19 protein-coding genes are annotated in these 18,955 nt (G+C 72.4%); 11 read left to right on the forward strand and 8 right to left on the reverse strand.

All coding sequences use genetic code 11. The annotated features are described in order from the left end of the window. Positions 1 to 66 precede the first annotated feature (66 nt). The 3 genes from K318_RS25870 to K318_RS0105445 are packed head-to-tail and all read left to right on the forward strand — an operon-like array spanning position 67 to position 2,782. The gene (locus K318_RS25870; RefSeq protein WP_425393438.1) at positions 67 to 654 is read left to right on the forward strand and encodes a D-sedoheptulose-7-phosphate isomerase; all 588 of its coding nucleotides are present in this window, start codon (positions 67 to 69) and stop codon (positions 652 to 654) included. Continuing rightward, on the forward strand, positions 651 to 2,048 hold the full coding sequence (locus K318_RS19665) for a PfkB family carbohydrate kinase (protein WP_051297589.1): 1,398 nt from the start codon (positions 651 to 653) through the stop codon (positions 2,046 to 2,048). The genes K318_RS25870 and K318_RS19665 overlap by 4 nt, the downstream gene beginning before the upstream one ends. 32 nt (positions 2,049 to 2,080) lie before the next feature. Next, positions 2,081 to 2,782 carry an SDR family oxidoreductase gene (locus K318_RS0105445; RefSeq protein ID WP_029088733.1) on the forward strand — a complete coding sequence of 234 codons (702 nt, stop codon included), beginning with the start codon at positions 2,081 to 2,083 and terminating at the stop codon, positions 2,780 to 2,782. Between the two features lie 20 nt (positions 2,783 to 2,802). On the opposite strand, the gene K318_RS0105450 is transcribed toward K318_RS0105445, so the two are convergent. Next, complete coding sequence (locus K318_RS0105450; RefSeq protein WP_035280716.1) at positions 2,803 to 3,900, reverse strand: glycosyltransferase family 9 protein; 1,098 nt, start codon at positions 3,898 to 3,900, stop codon at positions 2,803 to 2,805. Between the two features lie 35 nt (positions 3,901 to 3,935). Here K318_RS0105450 and K318_RS0105455 point away from each other — a divergent pair, with 35 nt between their 5' ends. The 5 genes from K318_RS0105455 to K318_RS0105475 all read left to right on the forward strand — a co-directional run bounded on the left by K318_RS0105455 (position 3,936) and on the right by K318_RS0105475 (position 8,402). Then, positions 3,936 to 5,306, forward strand: a complete 1,371-nt coding sequence (locus K318_RS0105455; protein ID WP_035280718.1) for an aldehyde dehydrogenase family protein — start codon at positions 3,936 to 3,938, stop codon at positions 5,304 to 5,306. Then, entirely contained in the window at positions 5,303 to 6,808 is a 1,506-nt protein-coding gene (gene rfaE2, locus K318_RS19670; protein WP_051297590.1) for a D-glycero-beta-D-manno-heptose 1-phosphate adenylyltransferase, read from the forward strand. The genes K318_RS0105455 and rfaE2 overlap by 4 nt, the downstream gene beginning before the upstream one ends. After that, the gene (locus K318_RS0105465; RefSeq protein WP_029088735.1) at positions 6,795 to 7,679 is read left to right on the forward strand and encodes a glycosyltransferase family 2 protein; all 885 of its coding nucleotides are present in this window, start codon (positions 6,795 to 6,797) and stop codon (positions 7,677 to 7,679) included. Before rfaE2 ends, K318_RS0105465 begins: the two co-directional genes overlap by 14 nt. Positions 7,680 to 7,843: 164 nt before the next feature. Beyond that, positions 7,844 to 8,002: a hypothetical protein gene (locus K318_RS24590; RefSeq protein WP_156913814.1), complete on the forward strand. Its 159-nt coding sequence runs from the start codon at positions 7,844 to 7,846 to the stop codon at positions 8,000 to 8,002. Between the two features lie 112 nt (positions 8,003 to 8,114). Then, positions 8,115 to 8,402: a GNAT family protein gene (locus K318_RS0105475; RefSeq protein WP_029088736.1), complete on the forward strand. Its 288-nt coding sequence runs from the start codon at positions 8,115 to 8,117 to the stop codon at positions 8,400 to 8,402. Between the two features lie 60 nt (positions 8,403 to 8,462). Here the strand turns inward: K318_RS0105475 and K318_RS0105480 are convergent, their stop codons facing one another. Together K318_RS0105480 and K318_RS0105485 are read right to left on the reverse strand one after the other, a co-directional pair. Further along, positions 8,463 to 9,212: a GAF and ANTAR domain-containing protein gene (locus K318_RS0105480; RefSeq protein ID WP_051297591.1), complete on the reverse strand. Its 750-nt coding sequence runs from the start codon at positions 9,210 to 9,212 to the stop codon at positions 8,463 to 8,465. Between the two features lie 48 nt (positions 9,213 to 9,260). Next, complete coding sequence (locus tag K318_RS0105485; RefSeq protein ID WP_051297592.1) at positions 9,261 to 10,367, reverse strand: hypothetical protein; 1,107 nt, start codon at positions 10,365 to 10,367, stop codon at positions 9,261 to 9,263. Between the two features lie 234 nt (positions 10,368 to 10,601). On the opposite strand from K318_RS0105485, the gene K318_RS0105490 reads away from it, so the two are divergent. Continuing rightward, entirely contained in the window at positions 10,602 to 12,794 is a 2,193-nt protein-coding gene (locus K318_RS0105490) for a catalase (protein ID WP_035280721.1), read from the forward strand. Here K318_RS0105490 and K318_RS0105495 read toward each other — a convergent pair. After that, positions 12,770 to 13,048 (reverse strand): DUF6480 family protein, encoded by a 279-nt coding sequence (locus tag K318_RS0105495; protein WP_051297593.1) that lies wholly within the window; start codon positions 13,046 to 13,048, stop codon positions 12,770 to 12,772. The two genes, K318_RS0105490 and K318_RS0105495, sit on opposite strands and share 25 nt — an antisense overlap. A gap of 239 nt (positions 13,049 to 13,287) precedes the next feature. Here K318_RS0105495 and K318_RS19675 point away from each other — a divergent pair, with 239 nt between their 5' ends. After that, the gene (locus K318_RS19675; protein ID WP_035280723.1) at positions 13,288 to 13,485 is read left to right on the forward strand and encodes a hypothetical protein; all 198 of its coding nucleotides are present in this window, start codon (positions 13,288 to 13,290) and stop codon (positions 13,483 to 13,485) included. Here K318_RS19675 and K318_RS0105505 read toward each other — a convergent pair. Beyond that, entirely contained in the window at positions 13,479 to 14,462 is a 984-nt protein-coding gene (locus K318_RS0105505; RefSeq protein WP_029088741.1) for a LacI family DNA-binding transcriptional regulator, read from the reverse strand. The two genes, K318_RS19675 and K318_RS0105505, sit on opposite strands and share 7 nt — an antisense overlap. A gap of 187 nt (positions 14,463 to 14,649) precedes the next feature. On the opposite strand from K318_RS0105505, the gene hisD reads away from it, so the two are divergent. Continuing rightward, positions 14,650 to 15,993 (forward strand): histidinol dehydrogenase, encoded by a 1,344-nt coding sequence (gene hisD, locus K318_RS0105510; protein WP_245579773.1) that lies wholly within the window; start codon positions 14,650 to 14,652, stop codon positions 15,991 to 15,993. Positions 15,994 to 16,064: 71 nt separating this feature from the next. On the opposite strand, the gene K318_RS0105515 is transcribed toward hisD, so the two are convergent. From K318_RS0105515 to dctP, 3 genes are read right to left on the reverse strand one after another with little or no spacing between them, the layout of a single operon-like run. Beyond that, positions 16,065 to 17,342: a TRAP transporter large permease gene (locus tag K318_RS0105515; protein WP_029088743.1), complete on the reverse strand. Its 1,278-nt coding sequence runs from the start codon at positions 17,340 to 17,342 to the stop codon at positions 16,065 to 16,067. Further along, the gene (locus tag K318_RS19680) at positions 17,342 to 17,881 is read right to left on the reverse strand and encodes a TRAP transporter small permease (protein WP_051297594.1); all 540 of its coding nucleotides are present in this window, start codon (positions 17,879 to 17,881) and stop codon (positions 17,342 to 17,344) included. The genes K318_RS0105515 and K318_RS19680 overlap by 1 nt, the downstream gene beginning before the upstream one ends. Then, positions 17,878 to 18,915 (reverse strand): TRAP transporter substrate-binding protein DctP, encoded by a 1,038-nt coding sequence (dctP, locus tag K318_RS0105525; RefSeq protein WP_029088744.1) that lies wholly within the window; start codon positions 18,913 to 18,915, stop codon positions 17,878 to 17,880. The genes K318_RS19680 and dctP overlap by 4 nt, the downstream gene beginning before the upstream one ends. Positions 18,916 to 18,955: the final 40 nt, after the last annotated feature.

An 18,955-nucleotide genomic window follows, 5' to 3' on the forward strand; every position in this document is an offset into this window, starting at 1 on the left:
TGTGCGCTCGGAGCGCACCTCGACGGGGCGGTGCGCGCGGTCGGCGCGCTGCGCGGGCAGGTGCCGGTGCTGCGGGCGTGGGGCCGCGATCTCGCGGCGGCGCTCAGGACCGGGGCGCGGCTGCTCACGGCCGGCAACGGGGGCTCCGCGGCGGAGGCCCAGCACCTGAGCTCCGAGCTCGTGGGCCGCTTCGCCGGCGAGCGCCCCGCCTTCTCCGCGATCGCGCTGAGCACGGACTCCTCCGCCGTCACGGCGATCGGCAACGACTACGGCTACGAGGAGGTCTTCGCCCGGCAGGTCGCCGCGCATGCGCGGCCGGGAGACATCCTGGTCCTCCTCACGACCAGCGGCCGCAGCCCCAATCTGCTCCGTGCCGCGGAGGCCGCCCGTGAGCGCGGAGTGCGGACCTGGGCGCTCACGGGCCCCGGTCCGACCCCGCTCGAGAGCCTCTGCGAGTCCGTCATCGCCGTCGACGCACCCGCGCCCAATGTGCAGGAGGCCCATCTCATGGCCGTCCACGCCCTGTGCACCGTGTTCGACGCGGAGATCGCGCGCACGCCGGACGTCGGGCAGGGCCTCGCCCCGCTCCGGGCGGAGGCCGGCGCGGGGACCGCACCCGTGCCCGCGGGTGCGCGCAGCGTGGTGCACTCATGAGGATCGCCGTGGTCGGGGACGCTCTGCTCGACGCCGATGTGCACGGCAGCGCCCAGCGCCTCTCGCCCGACGGACCCGTGCCGGTCGTGGACGTCGAGGAGACGCGGCAGCGGGCCGGCGGTGCCGGACTCGCCGCCCGTCTGCTGGCTGAGGCCGGGCACGAGGTCTCCTTCGTCACCGCGCTCGGGGACGATGAGGCCGGAGAGGCGCTGCGCGGCTCGCTTCCCGACGTGGGGGTCGCCGCCGGCCCCTCGCGTGCCCCCACTCCCGTCAAACGACGGCTGCTGGCCGGGGGACAGGTGGTGGCGCGGATGGACGAGGGGTGCGGTGCGGCGCCTCCCCCCTGCGTGACGGATGAGATGCTCACGGCGCTGGAGGGAGCGGACGCCGTCCTCGTCTCGGACTACGGCCGCGGCCTCTGCGCGGATGCAGGGCTGCGTGCGGCGCTGCGCACCCGCGCCGCAGAGGTCCCGCTCGTCTGGGATCCGCACCCGCGCGGTGCCGTCCCGGTCGAGGGGGCCGCGGCTGCGACGCCCAACTCGAGTGAGGCCGCCGCCCTCCTCGGCGGCCGCCGGCCGGGCCGTCGCGACGGCGGGCGGGCCGCCGCAGCGGTCCTGCGCGCCTGGCCCGTCCGAGCCGCCGTCGTGACCCTCGGCGGGACGGGAGCTGTGGCGCTCGAACGCGGGGGCGGGCTGCCCCTCTTCGTCCCAGTGCCCCGGACCGTCGGCGGAGACGCCTGCGGTGCCGGTGACCGCTTCGCCGGTGCCCTGGCCGCGCACCTCGCCGCCGGCGGGTCGCTCGGCATGGCCGTCGAGAGGAGCGTCGCCGAGGCCTCGGCGTTCCTCGCCGCCGGCGGTGTGGGCGCCCCTGACGCCCTCGCACGCTCCGGGGAGGCCGGCACGCCGCCCGTCTGGGAGGAGCGGCTCGCGGCCGTCCGCGCGGACGGCGGCACGATCGTCGCGACGGGGGGATGCTTCGACCTGCTCCACGCCGGCCATGCCCGCACCCTGGCAGCGGCCCGGCGCCTGGGCGACTTCCTCGTGGTCTGCCTGAACTCCGACGCCTCCGTCCGCAGGCTCAAGGGGGAGGACAGGCCCCTCATCCGGGAGCGGGACCGCGCGGAGCTCCTCGAGGCGCTCGGATGCGTCGACGCCGTCGTGGTGTTCGACGAGGATTCGCCGGCCTCCGTCCTGGCGCGCCTCCGCCCGGACGTCTGGGTCAAGGGCGGCGACTACGGCGCGGGCTCCCTGCCCGAGGCGAGCGCGATCGCCGGCTGGGGCGGTGAGACCGTCACGGTCCCTTTCCATCCCGCGCGCTCCACGACCGCGCTGGCCGCTGCACTGGGCGCCGCACCCGCGGCCCCGCAGCGTGAGCGGACGGGACGGGGCCGGTGAGACCGACGCACACAGCGAGAGGAGACACGATCATGGACGGCACGAGCATGCAGAATCGCAGGGTGGTCGTCACCGGCGGAGGCTCCGGCCTCGGGCTGGCATGCGCCCGAGCGGTGGAGGGGGCGGGCGGGATCCCGTTCGTCCTCGACCTGGACACGACGGCCGCCGAGGGGTTCAGGACCCGGCAGCTCGACGTCGCGGACCGCTCCGCGGTGGAGCGCGCGATGGAGGCGGCGGCCGGGGACCTCGGCGGCATCGACGCCCTCGTCACGGCCGCCGGCATCGACGTCCCGGGCGAGCTGGACGCCGTGCCCGCCGCCCGGTGGGAGCGCGTCCTGACGGTGAACCTGCTCGGAACCGTCTCCGCGGTCCGTGCGGCGCTGCCCCACCTCGTGCGCACGCGGGGGCGGGTGGTCACCGTCGCCTCGACGCTGGGACTGCGGGGAGCGGCGGGGGCCACGGCCTACAGCGCCTCGAAGTTCGGCGTGCGGGGCTTCAGCCAGGCGCTCGCGGCCGAGACCGCAGGTCGGATCGGGGTGACGAACGTGATCCCCGGCGGGATGAGCACGCACTTCTTCGACGAGCGCGAAGAGCGGTACCGGCCGCAGGACGATTCCCGTCTCAACGACCCCGCCCGGGTCGCCGAGGCCATCGTCTTCGCGCTCACGCAGCCCCGCAGCGCCGAGGTCCGCGAGATGCTCATCGCCCACGAGCACGAGGACTCGTGGCCGTGAGGACGGCGAGGAGCCGCCACTCAGCGGCCTGCGGCCAGCGCCCGGGCGTCCTCCCAGACGGCGTCCGCGGTGATGTCCGCGAGATAGGAGGGATCGTGTTCGCAGCGCTCGGCCGTCCAGCCCACCTGGGTGACGTCGACCCCGCAGACCGGGCACCGGATGACCCAGGACAGATGCACCCGATGCCCGCCTCGCCCCAGCGGACCCGCGTTGAGGCAGTTCCCCACCCAGTACAGGCCCACGGTCGGAGTGCCCGCAGCGGCGGCCAGGTGCCGGGGGCCGCTGTCGTTGCCCACCATCACGGTGGCGACGGCGAGCACGCCCATGAGCGCGGAGAGGCCGAGGCGCCCGGCCAGGGAGCTTGCGGGCCCTCCCGCCGCCCGGGCCGCCGCCGCGATGCGCTCGCCCGCGGCCGCATCCGTCTCGTCCCCCACCACCAGCACCTGCCAGCCCTCCGACGCCGCGGCACGCGCCAGAGCGCAGAAGCGCTCCGCGGGCCAGCGCCTGCGCGGGTCGGTCGCACCGGGATGGAGGACCAGCGTGCCGCGCGCATCCGCAGCCCGCAGCTCCTCCCCCGCCGCGCGCTCCGCGGCGGTGACCGTCAGCCGCGCCTCGAGGCTCTGTGCAGGTGCGCCCGCGAGACCTGCGACCTCCAGCGCACGCAGCGTCTCGTGCTGGTAGTAGCGGTAGGGCAGGTTCCGCTCGAGGGGAGCGGCGTCCTCGGTCTGCGTGCCCGCGGTGTGCCGGGCTCCCAGCCGCAGCAGGAACGGATTGGAGTTCCGGCCGCCGCCGTGCACCTGCACCGCGAGGTCGAACTCGCGGGCGCGCATGGCCGCGAAGAACCCGGCGAGCGCGGCCGGCTCCTCGGGTCCGGGGCGCACGCCGTGCGCCGGAGGAGGCACGACGACCTCGTCGACCGGCCCCGGACGCCCGGCGAGCAGCTCTCGGTGGGACGGGGAGCCGAGCAGGGTGAGGGAAGCCCCGGGGTACGCCGCGGCCAGCGCCGCGCACGCCGGGAGGGCGAACATGAGGTCCCCGAGGCCGCCGCCCCGCAGGACCGCGATCCGCCGCACCCCCTCGAACCGTGCGCCCGCCGCACCCACGAACGTCCCGCTCATCGCACCGCCCGGCCTTCCGATCGAGGAGGATCACCATGACCGAGATCACTGTACTCGACCCCGCCACCGGAGAGACCGTGACCACCGTCGCCGCCGCCGGACTCGGGGAGACCGCGGCCGCCGTCGCCGCCGCGCGCTCGGCCGGGGCCGCATGGGCGCGCACTCCCGCCGAGGAGCGTGGCGCTCTGCTCCGGGAGGCGGCGGACGCGGTGGCCGGGATCGCCCACGAACTCGCCGAGCTCACCCGGAGAGAGACGGGCAAGCCGGACGCCGAGGCCCGGGACGGTGTGGACGCCGGCGTCGGGACCCTGCGGCAGTATGCGGAACTCGGGCCGCTGCATCGCGGCCACAGCCTCAGGGGGCGAGCGCCTGCCGCCGACTACACGGTCACCCGGCCGCGCGGCGTGGTCGCGGCGCTCACTCCCTGGAACGATCCGGTCGCGGTGTCCCTCGGGCTCATCGGGGCGGCCCTGGCGACCGGCAACACCGTCGTGCACAAGCCGAGCGAGCGCTGCCCCGGCGTCGGCCTCCGGTTCGGCGAAGCCCTCGCCTCCGCCCTGCCGCCGAGCGTGCTCCTGACGGTGAGCGGAGACGCGGAGACCGGACGCCGGCTCGTGGCCGATCCGCGGGTGGACGTCGTCGCGCACGTGGGCTCGACCGCCGCGGGTGCGGAGATCGCCGCGACGGCCGCCGGCCACGGCGCCCACGTGATCAGGGAGAACGGCGGCAGCGACGCGCTGCTCGTCGATGCCGGGGTGGACCCCGGGTGGGCGGCGGAGCAGGCCGCGCTCGGCGCGTTCGCCAATGCGGGGCAGATCTGCACGTCGGTGGAGCGCATCTTCCTCCACCGCGAGCTCGCGAGCGAGGTGCTCGGCCTCCTCGTCGAGCGCGCCCGCGCAGTCGCCGCGGACTCGCCGCAGCCGCTCGTCGACCGCGCCCACCGCGCGCGGGTCCACGAGCGGGTGAGCGCGGCCGCGGAGGCCGGGGCACGCGTGCTCGCCGGCGGTCGCGTCCCCGCCGGACCGGGAGCGCACTACCCGCCGACCGTGCTCGCCGGCTGCACGCCGGAGATGACCGTCATGCGGGAGGAGACGTTCGGTCCCGTCGCGCCGGTCGCGGAAGTCGGGTCCTTCGAGGAGGGCCTCGCCCTCGCGGCGGAGAGCCGCTACGGCCTCGCTGCGAATGTGCTCACGCCGCGGCTCGACCATGCGCTGCTGGCCGCGGACTCGCTCACGGTCGGGACGATGAAGGTCAACGGCGTGTTCGGTGGCGCCCCCGGCGGAGCCGCACAGCCCCGTGCGGACAGCGGGGACGGCTTCGGCTACGGGCCGGAGCTGCTCGACGAGATGACGACGCGCTCGGTGGTCCACCTCGGGACCCCGGTGCTCGGAGGCGAGCGGCGATGACGGCCGCGGACGCGGAGGCCCTCGCGCCCGATCTCCCCCGCCGCATCGCCGCCGGCTCCCCGCTCGTCGCCGTGGTCGGCGATCCGCTCCTCGACGTCTGGATCCACGGCACGAGCACCCGGCTCGCCCGCGAGGCACCGGCACCCGTCGTCGATGCGGACAGCACGGTCCGCGTCCCCGGCGGAGCCGCGAACACGGCCATGAACCTCGCCGCGCTGGGAGCGCGGGTCCGCATGGTCGGGCTGATCGGCGATGACGAGGCCGGGGCAGATCTCATGCGCCTCCTCGGCGAGGCCGGAGTGGACACCTCGCTCCTGCTGCGCCGGGACGGGAGCACCACGACCAAGACCCGGATCGTGGTCGAGGACCAGGTGCTGTTCCGGCTGGACCGGACCGGGCAGTCGCCTCGGCCCGGGTCCGAGGCGCTCACCCGCCTGGCCGCGGCGGCGACGGCGGGCGCAGACGGCGTCGACGCGCTCGTGGTGTGCGACTACGGCGGCGCAGTCCACTCACCCGGACTGCCGCAGCGCCTCGCGGAGGGTCCGCGGCCGCCGCTCGTCGTCGTCGACGCGCACCGTCCCGGCCACTGGGCGCCGATGCGCCCGGACCTCGTCACGCCGAACGCGGCCGAGGCGGAGGCGCTCCTCGGGACGCCGCTGGGCTCCGGAGCCGCGCGCCTGGCCGCGGTGGGCGCACGGGCGGGAGCGCTGCGCGAGCGCACGGGGGCGCACGAGGTGGTCGTCACGCTCGACCGCGACGGCGCCGTGCTCCTCGACGCCGGCGGGGCCGCCCACCGGACGTGGGCGAATCCGGCGACCGAGAAGCAGGCCTCCGGGGCCGGGGACACCTTCGTCGCCGCCCTCACGCTCGCGCGGATCGCGGGACTGGCGGCGGGCGCGTCCCTCGACCTCGCTCAGGCCGCGGCGGACGTCGTGGTGCACCGGCTGGGCACCTCGCTGTGCTCCGTCGAGGACCTCGCAGCGCATCTGGGCGGGTTCCGGGATGCGCTCGTGACCCAGGAGGCCCTCGTGGAGGCGGTCGCGGAGCACCGTGCGGCAGGGCGGCGGATCGTCCTCACCAATGGGTGCTTCGACGTCCTGCATCGGGGGCACACCTCCTACCTGGCGAAGGCGAGGCAGCTGGGCGACGTCCTCGTCGTCGCGGTCAACGACGACGAGTCCGTGCGGAGGCTCAAGGGTCCGGACCGCCCGCTCAATCCCCTGGGCGACCGGGCCGGAGTGCTCGCGGCACTGAGCTGCGTGGACTACGTGACGGCCTTCTCCGGGGACACCCCCACGCCCCTCATCGCCGCGCTCCGCCCGGACGTCTACGCGAAGGGCGGCGACTACACCCCGGAGATGCTCACGGAGACGGCCGTGGTCGAGGCGCACGGCGGCCGGGTGCGCATCATGGACTACGTCTCCGAGCACTCGAGCTCCTCGCTCGTCGAGCGGCTGCGCGCTCCCGCGGCCGGGCACAGGGCCTCGGATGCCCGCGCGTAGCTCGGCGCAGTGGGCGGCGGACCGTCCGGGCGGTGCGCGGGGCTGCCCGGACCCGGCCCCCGACGTCGAGGTGCTGGTGCCGTGCTTCGAGCGCCCGGCCGCGCTCGCGGTCACCCTCTCGGGACTCGCCGCACAGCTCGAGGCCGATTTCGACGTGGTGCTGAGCGACCAGTCCCCGACCCCGGTCTGGGAGGAGCCCGCGGTCGCGGGCATGATCCGGCTCCTGCGCGCGCAGGGCCGTCGCGTCCGCTGCCTGCGCAACCTGCCCCGCCGGGGGCTCGCGCAGCAGCGCCAGCACCTGCTGGAGGCCTCCGGGGCGCGGCTCGTGCTCTTCCTCGACAGCGATGTGTGGCTCGAGCCCGGGACGGTCTCCCGGCTCCGCACCGCCCTCGACGCGCACGGCTGCGGATTCATGGGCTCCGCGGTCCAGGGACTGTCTTTCCTCGGCGACCGGCGACCCGGCGAATGGGAGAGCTTCGAGCCCTGGGAGGGCCGCGTCGAGCCCGAGGCCGCGCCCCGCGACGGGCCTGCGCACGAGCGGTGGCGCCTGCACAGCGCGGCCAACCTCGCGCACCTCGCCGCCGAGACCGAGCTGGGGGACGCTCCGTTCCTCGTCTACCGCATCGCCTGGGTGGGCGGCTGCGTGCTCTACGACAGGGCGAAGCTGCTGGACAGCGGCGGCTTCGGCTTCTGGGACACGCTCCCGCCCGAGCACGCCGGCGAGGACGTGCTCGCACAGTGGCGGATGATGCCGCGCTGGGGCGGGGCCGCCGTCCTCCCCAGCGGAGCCGTCCACCTGGAGGCGCCCACCACGGTCGAGGACCGCAGCGTGGAGGCCACGGACCTGCTTGCCGAGGAGTCCGAGGGCTGACGGGCCTCCGCAGGCGCCGGCAGGCGCGGGTCCGGTATCATACACGCACGCACACGCATGCGGAAGGGGGCTTGTCCGCCCCTTCCGACCTTCCTAACCTTTGCGAAGCAGCACCCGCCCCATGCAGGAGCCCCGCGCTCTCGCACTCGCATCGAGGAGCATGCATGACACGTCTCACCCGCGAGGAGAAGACCACCGTCTTCCTGGCACTCGAGGAGTACGCCTCGGGGTTCGCCCTCACGCTGTCGCCCGAGGACTGCGACCAGACCCGCGCGCTCGCCAAGCGCATACTCGAGGCGCGCGCCCTGCAGCTCGAGGAGTGAGGCAGGGGCCGCACCCGCCCGCGAGCAGCTGGGAGTTTGGGCGCACACTGCAGGTGGAGTAATATAAGCGCTGGTCAGGCAGTCGGCCGGAACTCCGCTGAAGGAGCCCCGCTTGTATACCCTGCTGAACAACCTCGAAGCTTCGAAGCTCGACCTCTACCTGCCCGGACGCCTCGTCGCCTCGCTGCACTACGCGATCCGCGGACAGGAGATGGAGTTCGTCTACTGCGAGGCGATCGAGGTCGACGACGCGGCCGCCCACTGCACGGAGCTGCTGGGCCGCGCGGTCCGGGAGGCCAGATCGAAGCGGCTGACGGTGGTGCCGAGCTGCTCCATCGCGCGGACCTACCTGGCCCTCATGTCCCGGGCCGGCACGATGTCCGAGAGCGATCGCCTCTGACCCGGGATGCGGGTGCGGTCCGGCCCGCTGCGGGCCGTGCGGCGCTTCGAAGGACTCCGGTCACGCCTCGAAGGTGTCCGCGGGCACCTGTCCGCCCACGGACACCACGATGTCCTCGGCGAGGCGGACGAGCTTCGCATTGCGCTGCGAGGCGAACCGCTTGAGCATCGCCACCGCCTCCTCCTGCCCGCACTTCATCTGCGCCATGAGCACTCCGGTGGCGAGGTCCACCACCGCGCGCGTCTCCATCGCGCGGCGGCGGTGCTCGGCGCTCTCCGCGTGCGCGGCGATCCGCAGCGCCACCCGCATGGCCTTCCCGGCGAGCCCGGCGAAGGCGATCGCCCGCCGCACCGCCCGGTCGTCGAAGGCCGCCGGGCGCCTGGCGTAGAGGTTCATCGCGGCGCGCCCGGCCCCCTTCAGATCCAGGGGCACCGCGAGGGCGCTGCGGACGCCGTGCCCGCGCACCTTCGCCATATAGGCCGGCCAGCGCTCCTCGGACCTCACGTCCTCGACACTGATCAGTCGCCCGGTCCGCTCGGCCTCGAGGCACGGGCCCTCGTCGAAGGCGGCCTGCGCCTCGTCCATCGCGCGCGCCTCCGCGGAGCTGCTGCCCACGGCCGCATTGCGCCGGTCCCGCTCCAGGGTGAAGCCGCAGAGCACCTCCGTCTCCCCGTTCAGCTCCCTCGCCGTGAGGGCGGCGAGGTCGTCGAGGAAGCCGGAGAGCTCACGGTCGCGCACGAGCAGGTCATGGAGGCGCTCCGCGGCATCCCCGGAGAACATCCCCTCCGCTGAGAACGTCCCGTCATCCATCACCGCCCCCTCCCCTCGACCGCGCCTCCTCGCCGGACGCACGCTCGGTCACGATTCATCATCTGCCCCCTCCAGCTTCTGCGCAAGCCTGCGCCGCTCGTGGACCCTGCGGCTGTAGGTCGCCTCGGCCACCGCCTCCTCGCTGTTGAAATTGGAGCCGAGCGCACCCGCCAGCGTGCCCAGCGAGGCCGAGAGCCAGGCGAGCTGCGCGTAGTCCGGCGGCCCCACCGGGTGCCCCAGCTGCGTCTCGAGGTAGCCGGGCTCCACGACCGCTGCACCGAGCGCGAGCATGACGAGGAAGAGCACGGCGTGCATCGCGCACACGCCGATGACCAGGGTGAGGACGGTCGCGGCGTTGCTCAGCAGCACCTCACTGCGGGCCGAGAGACCGCGCCTGGTGTCCCACAGTCCGTTGCGCACGAGGAGCCAGACCACCAGCAGTGCGATGACTGCAGCGCTGATGAAGGCCAGCCTGCCCGGGGACAGGGCATCGGACATCGCCCAGATGGAGCCGTAGAAGATCCCGAAGGCACCCGTCGCCGCAGCCAGCGCGAGGGAGTTCGACAGTGCCGGCAGGAGGCCGAGCGGGCGGTTGGTCCGCACGATCCCCAGGACCGCCGGCAGGAGAGCGCGCACGCCGGTCCGCACGAGGTACTCGACGGAGCCGTCCTCGGGATCGCAGCGACGCAGCACACGCCCTCCGCCGTGCCCGCCCATCCCCAGACGAGGACGGGACGGCGCCTCCCCCGTCTCCGCGGCGGCGATCAGCCTGACGACGGCCCTGCGCAGCCGTGCCCGCACCCCCACGGCGCCGAACGCGGGCAGGGAGAGCATCATGGACCGCGCGGCCGGGGCGCACTCCGCGAGCATCGGCCCCTCGGCACGGAACCTCGGAAGCTCGGTGAGGTACACGACCCACTCCCATCCCGACTGCTCGCGCAGGTGATCGGCATAGGAGAAGAAGGGGACGTCGCCGGAGGGGTCCAGCGGCAGCCGGCGGACCTCGACGTCCACCGACCAGCCCCCGCCCGCCAGCGCGCTGAGATCGCCGGCGACGGCCTCGGCCATGCCGACGGCGGCGCTGTGGGCGATCCCCGGATCCGCGATGAGGCCGAGGACATGCCCGCCCGCCTCGCCGCTCCGGACTCCGTTCATACCCCACAGTGAGCCAGGAACCGCCGTGTAAGTCAAGCCTTCTTGCCGTTCCCACATCTCCCTCACCCGGCGCGTCACCAGCCGCAGCGCACCGTTGACCGACCCGCACGCGGGGTCTACCGTGACAGGGAAGGGAGCGATGAACATCAAGTCTCATTGTCGCGACCCCATGGCCTCGGCGGCCCGCAGCTGCCATGTCCATGACACTCCGCCCCATCGATCGGAGGACGCACCATGACACACATCCGCATCCCCGGCGCCCCGAGCGCCGCGCATCCGCCCGCAGAGGAGCCCACACAGCCGGCCCCGCCGCCCCCGGCCAAGGACGATCAGAGGGAGCCGGCGGCCGCATCGCCCACCGGTCGCCCCTGGAGCGAGGGAGCCGAGGCCGAGGGGACCGCCGCGGAGCCGACCGCGCGCACGCAGCGCAGCCCCCACCTCACGACCGCCCAGGGAGCCCGCCTTCGCGACACGGACCACTCCCTCAAGGCCGGTTCCCGTGGCCCCACCCTCCTCCAGGACCATCACCTGAGGGAGAAGATCACGCATTTCGACCACGAGCGGATCCCCGAGCGAGTGGTGCATGCGCGCGGCGCCGCCGCCCACGGCGTCTTCGAGTCCTACGGCACCGCGGCCGGCCTCACCCGTGCGCGCTTCCTCGCGGAGAAGACGACGACGGAGGTGTTCACGCGGTTCTCCACCGTGCTGGGCTCGCGCGGTTCGGCCGACACCGTGCGCGACACCCGCGGCTTCGCGACGAAGTTCTACACGGACGAGGGGACCTTCGACCTCGTGGGCAACAACATTCCCGTGTTCTTCATCCAGGACGGCATCAAGTTCCCCGACGTCGTCCACGCCGCCAAGCCCCACCCCGACCGCGAGATCCCCCAGGCGCAGAGCGCGCACGACACGTTCTGGGACTTCGTCTCACTGCACACCGAGGCCCAGCACCACACGATGTGGAACATGTCCGATCGCGGCATCCCCCGCTCCTACCGGATGATGGAGGGCTTCGGAATCCACACCTTCCGGCTCCTCAACGCCGACGACGAGACGGTGCTCGTGAAGTTCCACTGGAAGCCGAGGCTCGGGGTGCACTCGCTCACCTGGGAGGAGGCGCAGCTCACCGGAGGCATCGATCCCGACATGCACAGGCGGGACCTCGCCGATGCGATCGAGGCCGGCGCACATCCCCAGTGGGAGCTGGGGGTGCAGGTCTTCCCCGACGCCGCGGACCAGACCTTCGAGGGCATCGACCTCCTCGACCCGACCAAGATCGTGCCCGAGGAGCTCGCCCCGGTGCACCCCATCGGACTGCTCACCCTCAACGCGAATCCCAAGAACTACTTCGCGGAGACCGAACAGGTGGCGTTCCACCCCGGGCACCTCGTCCCCGGGATAGAGGTCACGGACGACCCCCTCCTCCAGGCGCGCCTCTTCTCCTACCTCGACACGCAGATCTCCCGGCTCGGGGGCCCGAACTTCGCGCAGATCCCGGTCAACCGGCCCCACGCCCCGGTCAACGACATGCTCCGCGACGGCATGCACCAGACCGCGGTCCACGAGGGGGTGGCGCCCTACCGGCCGAACTCGCTGGACGGAGGCTGCCCGTTCGCGGCGGGAGCCGATCCGGACGCCGCGGCGCTCATCGACATCCCGCAGCCGGTGCCGGGCCCGCGGAGGGTCCGGGAGAACCCGCGCAGCTTCGAGGATCACTTCTCGCAGGTCACGCTCTTCTACAGGAGCCTCTCCCCGGTCGAGCGCGCGCATGCGGCGCAGGCCTATGCCTTCGAACTGGGCAAGTGCTATGAGCGGACGATCAAGGAACGGCAGCTGGGACACCTCGCACGCATCGACGCGGAGCTCGCGGAGACCGTCGGCCGCGCACTCGGCATGACGCCTCCGGCGCCGGCGTCCCCGCCCGTCGAACCGGAGCTCCTCAGCCCCGCACTGTCCCAGATCGGCGGGGAGTGGCCGCTGGACGGCAGGCAGGTGGGCATCGTGATCGACGAGGGCGTCGAGGCGGAGGAGGTGCGCCTGCTCCGGGACATGATCGACGCGCGCTCGATGGTGCCGCTCCTCGCAGCCCCCACGGAGGCCCCGCTGATCGACGGCACCCCGGTGCAGCGGACATGGCTCACTGCGCGCTCGGTCGAATTCGATGCGCTCGTCGTGCTCACGCAGGGCACGGCCTCCGCGGGCCCCGATCCCCGCATCGTCCGCCTCGCCGCCGAGGCCTACCGCCACTCCAAGGCGCTCGCCTTCGGACCGGATTCCGCCGTGCGGCAGGCCGCAGGCATCCCCGAGGGCGCCCCCGGGGTCTTCGAGGGCTCCGCGAGGGAGATCGCGGACGACCTGTTCTCCGCGATGGGCATGCACCGCGCATGGGAGCGGTTCGACGCTCAGGCGAGCAGCCCGAGCGCATAGGAGAGGAAGATCAGCCCGATCGCCACGACCAGGATCGCGCCGAGGACGATCCCCGCCCGCGTGACCGAAGGCCGGCGGGGCGCCCGGTGAGGCGGCGTCGAGGTCGCGGAATTGGACTCGGGCGGGGTGCGGCCCGGCCGCACCCCGCCGCCGGGCTCGAGATCGGGATCTCCTTCCGCACTCGGGTCGATGTTCGGATTGCGGGGAACGTGACGGGAGTTCTCCTCGTCGGACCCTCTCGTTCCGTCGTTCATCTCGCCTCCTCGGATCACGGCCCCGGCGGACGGGCTCCGCCGGAGCACCTGTCGGGTGCGCTCTCGCACTCCTGCACGACCAGTGTCCCGCCGGCGCGACGCGAAAACAAGACAACTTGTCACTTCTCTGCGTTCTGGGCGTGCTGTTCGCGCACTTCTCCGCCCCGCCCGTCGACAGCCCGCGCGCAGCGGCGTACCGTTGGGCGCAAGGGAACCTCGAAGCAGAAGCGGAGCGCGCCATGGCCCAGAACCCACGCAGCCCCCGACCTCCCCAGGACGAGCAGCGGCGCGAGGACGCGGCGCCGGAGCAGGCCCAGGCCGCCGAGATCGATGAGGCACTCGCCTCCGCGAGCACCGACCGTGAGCACGACGACGCCCTGGCCGACGAATGGGGTGAGGAGTCCTTCCCCGGCAGCGATCCGCCCGCCAACTACTGACCGCCCGTCGTCCCCCGCAGCACGAGCTCAGCCTCGAACACCCGATGCCGCCACGGGCCTGCGCGCCCCTCGATGCGATCCATGAGCATCTCCGCACCGGCCCGGGCCATCTCCCGACCGCGCTGGCTCACGGTCGTGAGATCGACGACCGGCCAGGCCGCACAGGAGACGTCGTCGAATCCCACGACCCAGGTGTCAGCGGGGACGGCGGCACCGGCCCCCCGGAGCGCGCCCAGCACCGCCACGGCCATGAGGTCGTTGGCGCAGAAGACCCCCTCCGGAGGCCCGTGGCGCTCGATGTGCCTGCGCATCTGCACATCGGCTCGCTCATAGGAGAATCCGCCCTCGAGCACCACCGGAGCCGGCAGGCCCCGGTCCCGCAGGCCTGAGAGGAAGCCCTCTCGGCGCTCATCGGCCGTCGAGACCCCTTCGGGCCCGGCCACGAGGACCGTCCGGCGGAGGCCGTGCCGTGCGAAGTGCCCCGCCACGAGCGCACCGCCGGCACGGTTCTCGCTCGTCACCGAGTCGAAGCCCTCGCCTGCCGGAAGCCGGTTGAGCATGACCACGGGGCGCTGCGAGTCCAGCGCCGCCCGCATCGCCGCGGAGTCCTCCCGCCATGCGGCCATCACCACGCCGTCCACCGTGCCCTCGCGGATCGCCTGCACGGCGGCCTCGGCCTGATGCGAGGAGTCCCAGATGGTCACGCGCTGCCCGCGGGCCGAGAACGCCGCGCTCAGGGATTCGAGCACCTCCACGTAGAAGGGGTTCGCGAGCTCGGCGACGATGACGCCCACCGAATGCGCGCGCGAGGTCTTCATGGTCGCAGCAGCCCGGTTGCGGTGATAGCCGAGCGCCTCGACGGCCCGGAGGACGCGCGCACGCGTCGGCTCGCTCACCGTCGCCGGGTCGTTGAGCACACGGGAGACGGTGGCCTGAGAGACCCCGGCGGCATCTGCCACATCCCTGCTGGTGACCATCTGCCCCGCTCTCACTCCGCGGGGCGCCCGCCGCCCCGTCTCCGTCCACACGCAATTGTGCCGCACCGCGGTGACCGACCGCGTCCGCCCCAGCGTCCGCGAAGCGCTTGCCGCACCCTGATGTATACGTATACATTCATCGAGGCAGAACTCATATGTCTGCGCAGGCGTCCGAGGAGGGACAGAGATGACCAGCACCACACCGCACACCGGCTTCGGCACCGCATCGACGATGCTCAAGGAGCCCGCACGCACCCGGATCCAGCGCGGGGCCGATCCTCAGGTCCAGCGGATCGTCGCGGATGCGATCGCCGATATCCGTGCGCGCGGCGACGAGGCCGTGCGCGAGTACTCGCTGAAGTTCGACGACTACGGCCCGGACTCCTTCCTGCTCACCCCCGGACAGATCGAGGAGATCCTCGCCCGCGTGCCCCGGCAGGTCATCGAGGACATCGAGTTCGTCCAGGCGCAGGTCCGCCGCATGGCCGAGGCTCAGCTCGCCTCGCTCACCGACTTCGAGATCGAGACCCTGCCCGGCGTCCGGCTGGGTCAGAGGAACGTCCCGATCGACGGCGCGGGCGCCTATGTGCCCGGCGGCAAGTACCCGCTGCTGGCCAGCGCGCACATGACGATCCTCACCGCCAAGGTCGCCGGAGTGAAGCGGGTGGCCGCCTGCACGCCGCTCATCCAGGGCGAGGTGCCCGATGCCACGGTCGCGGCCATGCACCTGGCCGGCGCGGACGAGATCTACCTGCTCGGCGGCATCCAGGCCGTCGCGGCGATGGCGGTCGGCACCGAGACCATCGCCCCCGTGTCCATGCTCGCCGGTCCCGGCAATGCCTTCGTGGCCGAGGCCAAGCGCCAGCTGTTCGGCGAGGTCGGCATCGACCTGATCGCCGGCCCCACCGAGGTGCTCATCGTCGCCGACGAGACCGCCGATCCCTTCATCGTCGCCGTCGACCTCCTCTCGCAGGCCGAGCACGGTCCCGACTCCCCCGCGGTCCTCATCTCCACGAGCGAAGAGGTCGCCCGGCAGACGATGGAGCACATCGAGACGCTACTCCCGGACATGCCCACGAGGGACTATGCGGAGACGGCCTGGCGCGACTGGGGCGCGGTCCACGTGGTCGGATCCCTCGACGAGGCCTACACACTGGCTGACGAGTACGCCTATGAGCACGTCCAGGTCCTCACCGCCGAGCCTCGCGCGGCGCTTGCGCAGATGAAGCACTACGGCGCGCTGTTCCTGGGCGAGGGCACGTGCGTCTCCTACGGGGACAAGACCATCGGGACCAACCACGTCCTGCCCACCCGCGGCGCGGCCCGCTACACCGGCGGCCTCTGGGTGGGCAAGTACCTGCGCACCTGCACGTACCAGGAGGTGACGGACCAGGAGTCCTCGGCGTTCTTCGGCGAGCTCACCGGCCGCGCGGCCCGCGTGGAGCGCTTCGAGGGACATGCCCGCTCCGGGGACGTGCGCGCGGCGAAGTACCGCGGCGAGGCACTCTCCTGGAGCGACCACACGTTCTGACAGCCCGGAGCAGCGGCCGCCGCGAACCGGAGTTCGCGGCGGCCGCTGCGTCTGTGCGGAACGGACTCCCGCTACCCCGCCGTGTTCACGAGCGAGGGCAGCCACAGCGAGAGCTGCGGCAGCGCGGAGATGAGCACGAGGTCGATGATCAGCACACCGATGAACGGCAGCACGGCCTTCGAGATCCGCCCCAGCGACAGCTTCGTCAGGTCCGCCGCGACGAACAGGTTGAGCCCCACCGGCGGCGTCACGAGCCCGATCGAGAGGTTGACGACCATGATGATGCCGAAGTGCACGGGATCCATGCCGAAGGCCGTAGCCATCGGAAGCATGATCGGGACGAAGATGAGGATCGCGGCGGCCGCCTCGATGAACATGCCCGCGATGAGCAGGATGACGTTCACGAGGATGATGAAGCCCACGATGCCGAGGTTGAGGTTCGTCATCGTCTCCGCGAGCTGCGTCGGCGCGCCGAGCACATTGATGTAGAAGGCGAACAGGCCCGCCGTGCCGATGACGATCATGACGATGGCCGAGGTGACGGCCGAGTCCGCGAACGCGTCGACGAGCTTCTTCAGGCTCAGCTGCCGGTACGCGAAGCCCACGATCACCGAGTAGACCACCGCGACGACGGCGGCCTCGGTGGGCGTGAAGATGCCGCCGTAGATGCCGCCGAGCACGATCACCGGCATGAGGAGCGCGAGGATCGACTTCCGGAAGGCGGTGAAGAGCTCGCGCCCCGTCGCCTTCTCGATGCCGGCGTACCTGCGCTTCCGCGAGACGAGATAGGCCATGATGAGCAGGGAGAGGGTGACGATGACGCCCGGGAAGACGCCGGCCATGAACATGTCGCCGGCGGAGACGTTCGCGGCGACGGCGTAGAGGATGAGCGGGATCGAGGGCGGGATGATGACGCCGAGCGCCCCTGCCACGGACTGGTTCGCGGCGGTGAAGCCCCTGTCGTAGCCGCGCGCGAGCATCGCGGGGATGAGGATCGAGCCGATCGCGGCCACCGTCGCAGCCCCCGAGCCGGAGATCGCGGCGAAGAACATGGAGGTGAGCACGGCGGCCATCGCGAGGCCGCCGGTCATATGGCCGATGATGGCATTGCCGAACCGGATGAGGCGCTCGGAGATGCCTCCCACCTGCATGAGGTGGCCGGCGAGGATGAAGAACGGGATCGCCATGAGCGGGAACTGGTTGAGCGCATTGAAGATCTGCTGCGGCACGACCTCGATGCCGAAGATGCCGGAGGCGCCCACGGCGAGGGTCGTCGATCCGGCGATGGCCACTGCGATGGGGACGCCCAGGAACAGGAGGACGAGGGCTGCGATGACGAGGAGGGCCATTACCGCTCCACCTCCCCGGCCTCGGCGAGGATCTCATCGACCTCGCTCACCTGCCTCACGTCCAGCACCGTGGCGAAGAGGTGGCAGACGGTGTTGAGCACGAGGAACGCACCGCCCACCGGCAGCGCGGCCATCGGAATGCTCATCGAGATCTCGGTCGCCGGAGTGCGCTGGAACGCGACCGCGTCCGTGATGAACATCCCGAAGACCACGAGGACGAGGTAGAAGACGATCGACAGGCAGCCGGCGACGATGATCGCTGCCTTCCGCGCTCCCCCGCCGAGCACGTGCTCGAGGATGTCGACCTTGATCAGCCGCCCGTTCTGCGCGGCATAGGCCGCGCCGAGGACCACGAGCCAGACCATCGCGAATCGCGAGACCTCCTCGGAGAAGGTCAGCGATTCGCCCACGACGAACCTTGCGAAGACCTGCCAGCCGATCAGCACGCTCATCGCGGCCAGGAGCAGGGCGAGCACGTACCGGATGCCGGCGTTCACCACGCCGAACACCCGCAGATAGCTCCGCATGAACGCCTTCATGATGTGCCCTCCTGCTCAGTCGCGGCCGCGCCGGGCTCGGCCTCCGTGGCGATGACGCGGTCGATGAGGTCCCGCGGGATCTCCTCGCGCCAGTCGTCGATGACCGGCTGCGCGGCCTCCTCGAAGGCCTCGCGGTCGATCTCCGTCTGCTCCATGCCCGCGTCCAGGAGCTCCTGGAGGGCTGCCGCCTCCGCCTCCGCGCTGGCCTCGCGCTGGATGCCGGTGGCGTATTCGCCGGCGGCGAGGATCGCTTCCTGATCGCCTTCCGAGAACGTCTCGAAATAGCGGGAGGAGATCATCATGGGCGCCGGGGAGTACACGTGCTGCGTCATCGCGATGTAGTCCTGCACCTCCTGGAAGTTCACGTCCGCGATGGTCGCGATGGGATTCTCCTGGCTGTCGATGACGCCCTGCTGCAGGCCGGTGTAGACCTCCGGCCAGGCCATGGGGAGGGCGTCCGTGCCGAAGGCCCGCCAGGTCTGGATCTGCGCGGCGGACTCCTGCGTCCTGTGCTTGATCCCCTGGAGGTCCTCGGGCGTGCGGATGGGACGGACGGAGTTCGTCTCGTAGCGGAAGCCGTTCTCCGTCCAGCCGATGATCCTCACGCTCGCCGTCTCCTCGAACTCGGCGGCGAGCTCCTCGCCGATCTCGCCGTCGAGCACGGTGTAGACGTGGTCGAGGTCGCGGAAGATGTAGGGCATGTCGAAGAGCATGAAGGAGCGGACGAAGCCGCCCATGGGCCCCGTCGAGGCCATGCCCATCTGGATCGAGTTGATGCTCATGCCCTCGACCACCTCGCGCTCGCCGCCGAGAGCGTTGTTGTAGTAGTAGTCCACGCTGATCCGGTCGTCGGTGAGCTCGGCGAGCCTCTCCGCGAAGGCGTACGCCCCGGCCGCGTGGTGCGAGTCCGGACCCAGCGCGAGGCTGAAGGTGATCGAGCCCTCATAGTCGGCGTCCTTGCTCACCAGGGTCCCGCAGCCGCTCGCAGTGAGCGCCAGCGCCGTCGCCAGGGCGAGTGTCTTCACCCATTTCATGCCCCGGCCTCCTTTCCTCTCAGGCCCGCCCGGACGGATC

Source organism: Brevibacterium album DSM 18261, from assembly GCF_000426445.1.
Taxonomy (GTDB): Bacteria; Actinomycetota; Actinomycetes; order Actinomycetales; family Brevibacteriaceae; genus Brevibacterium; species Brevibacterium album.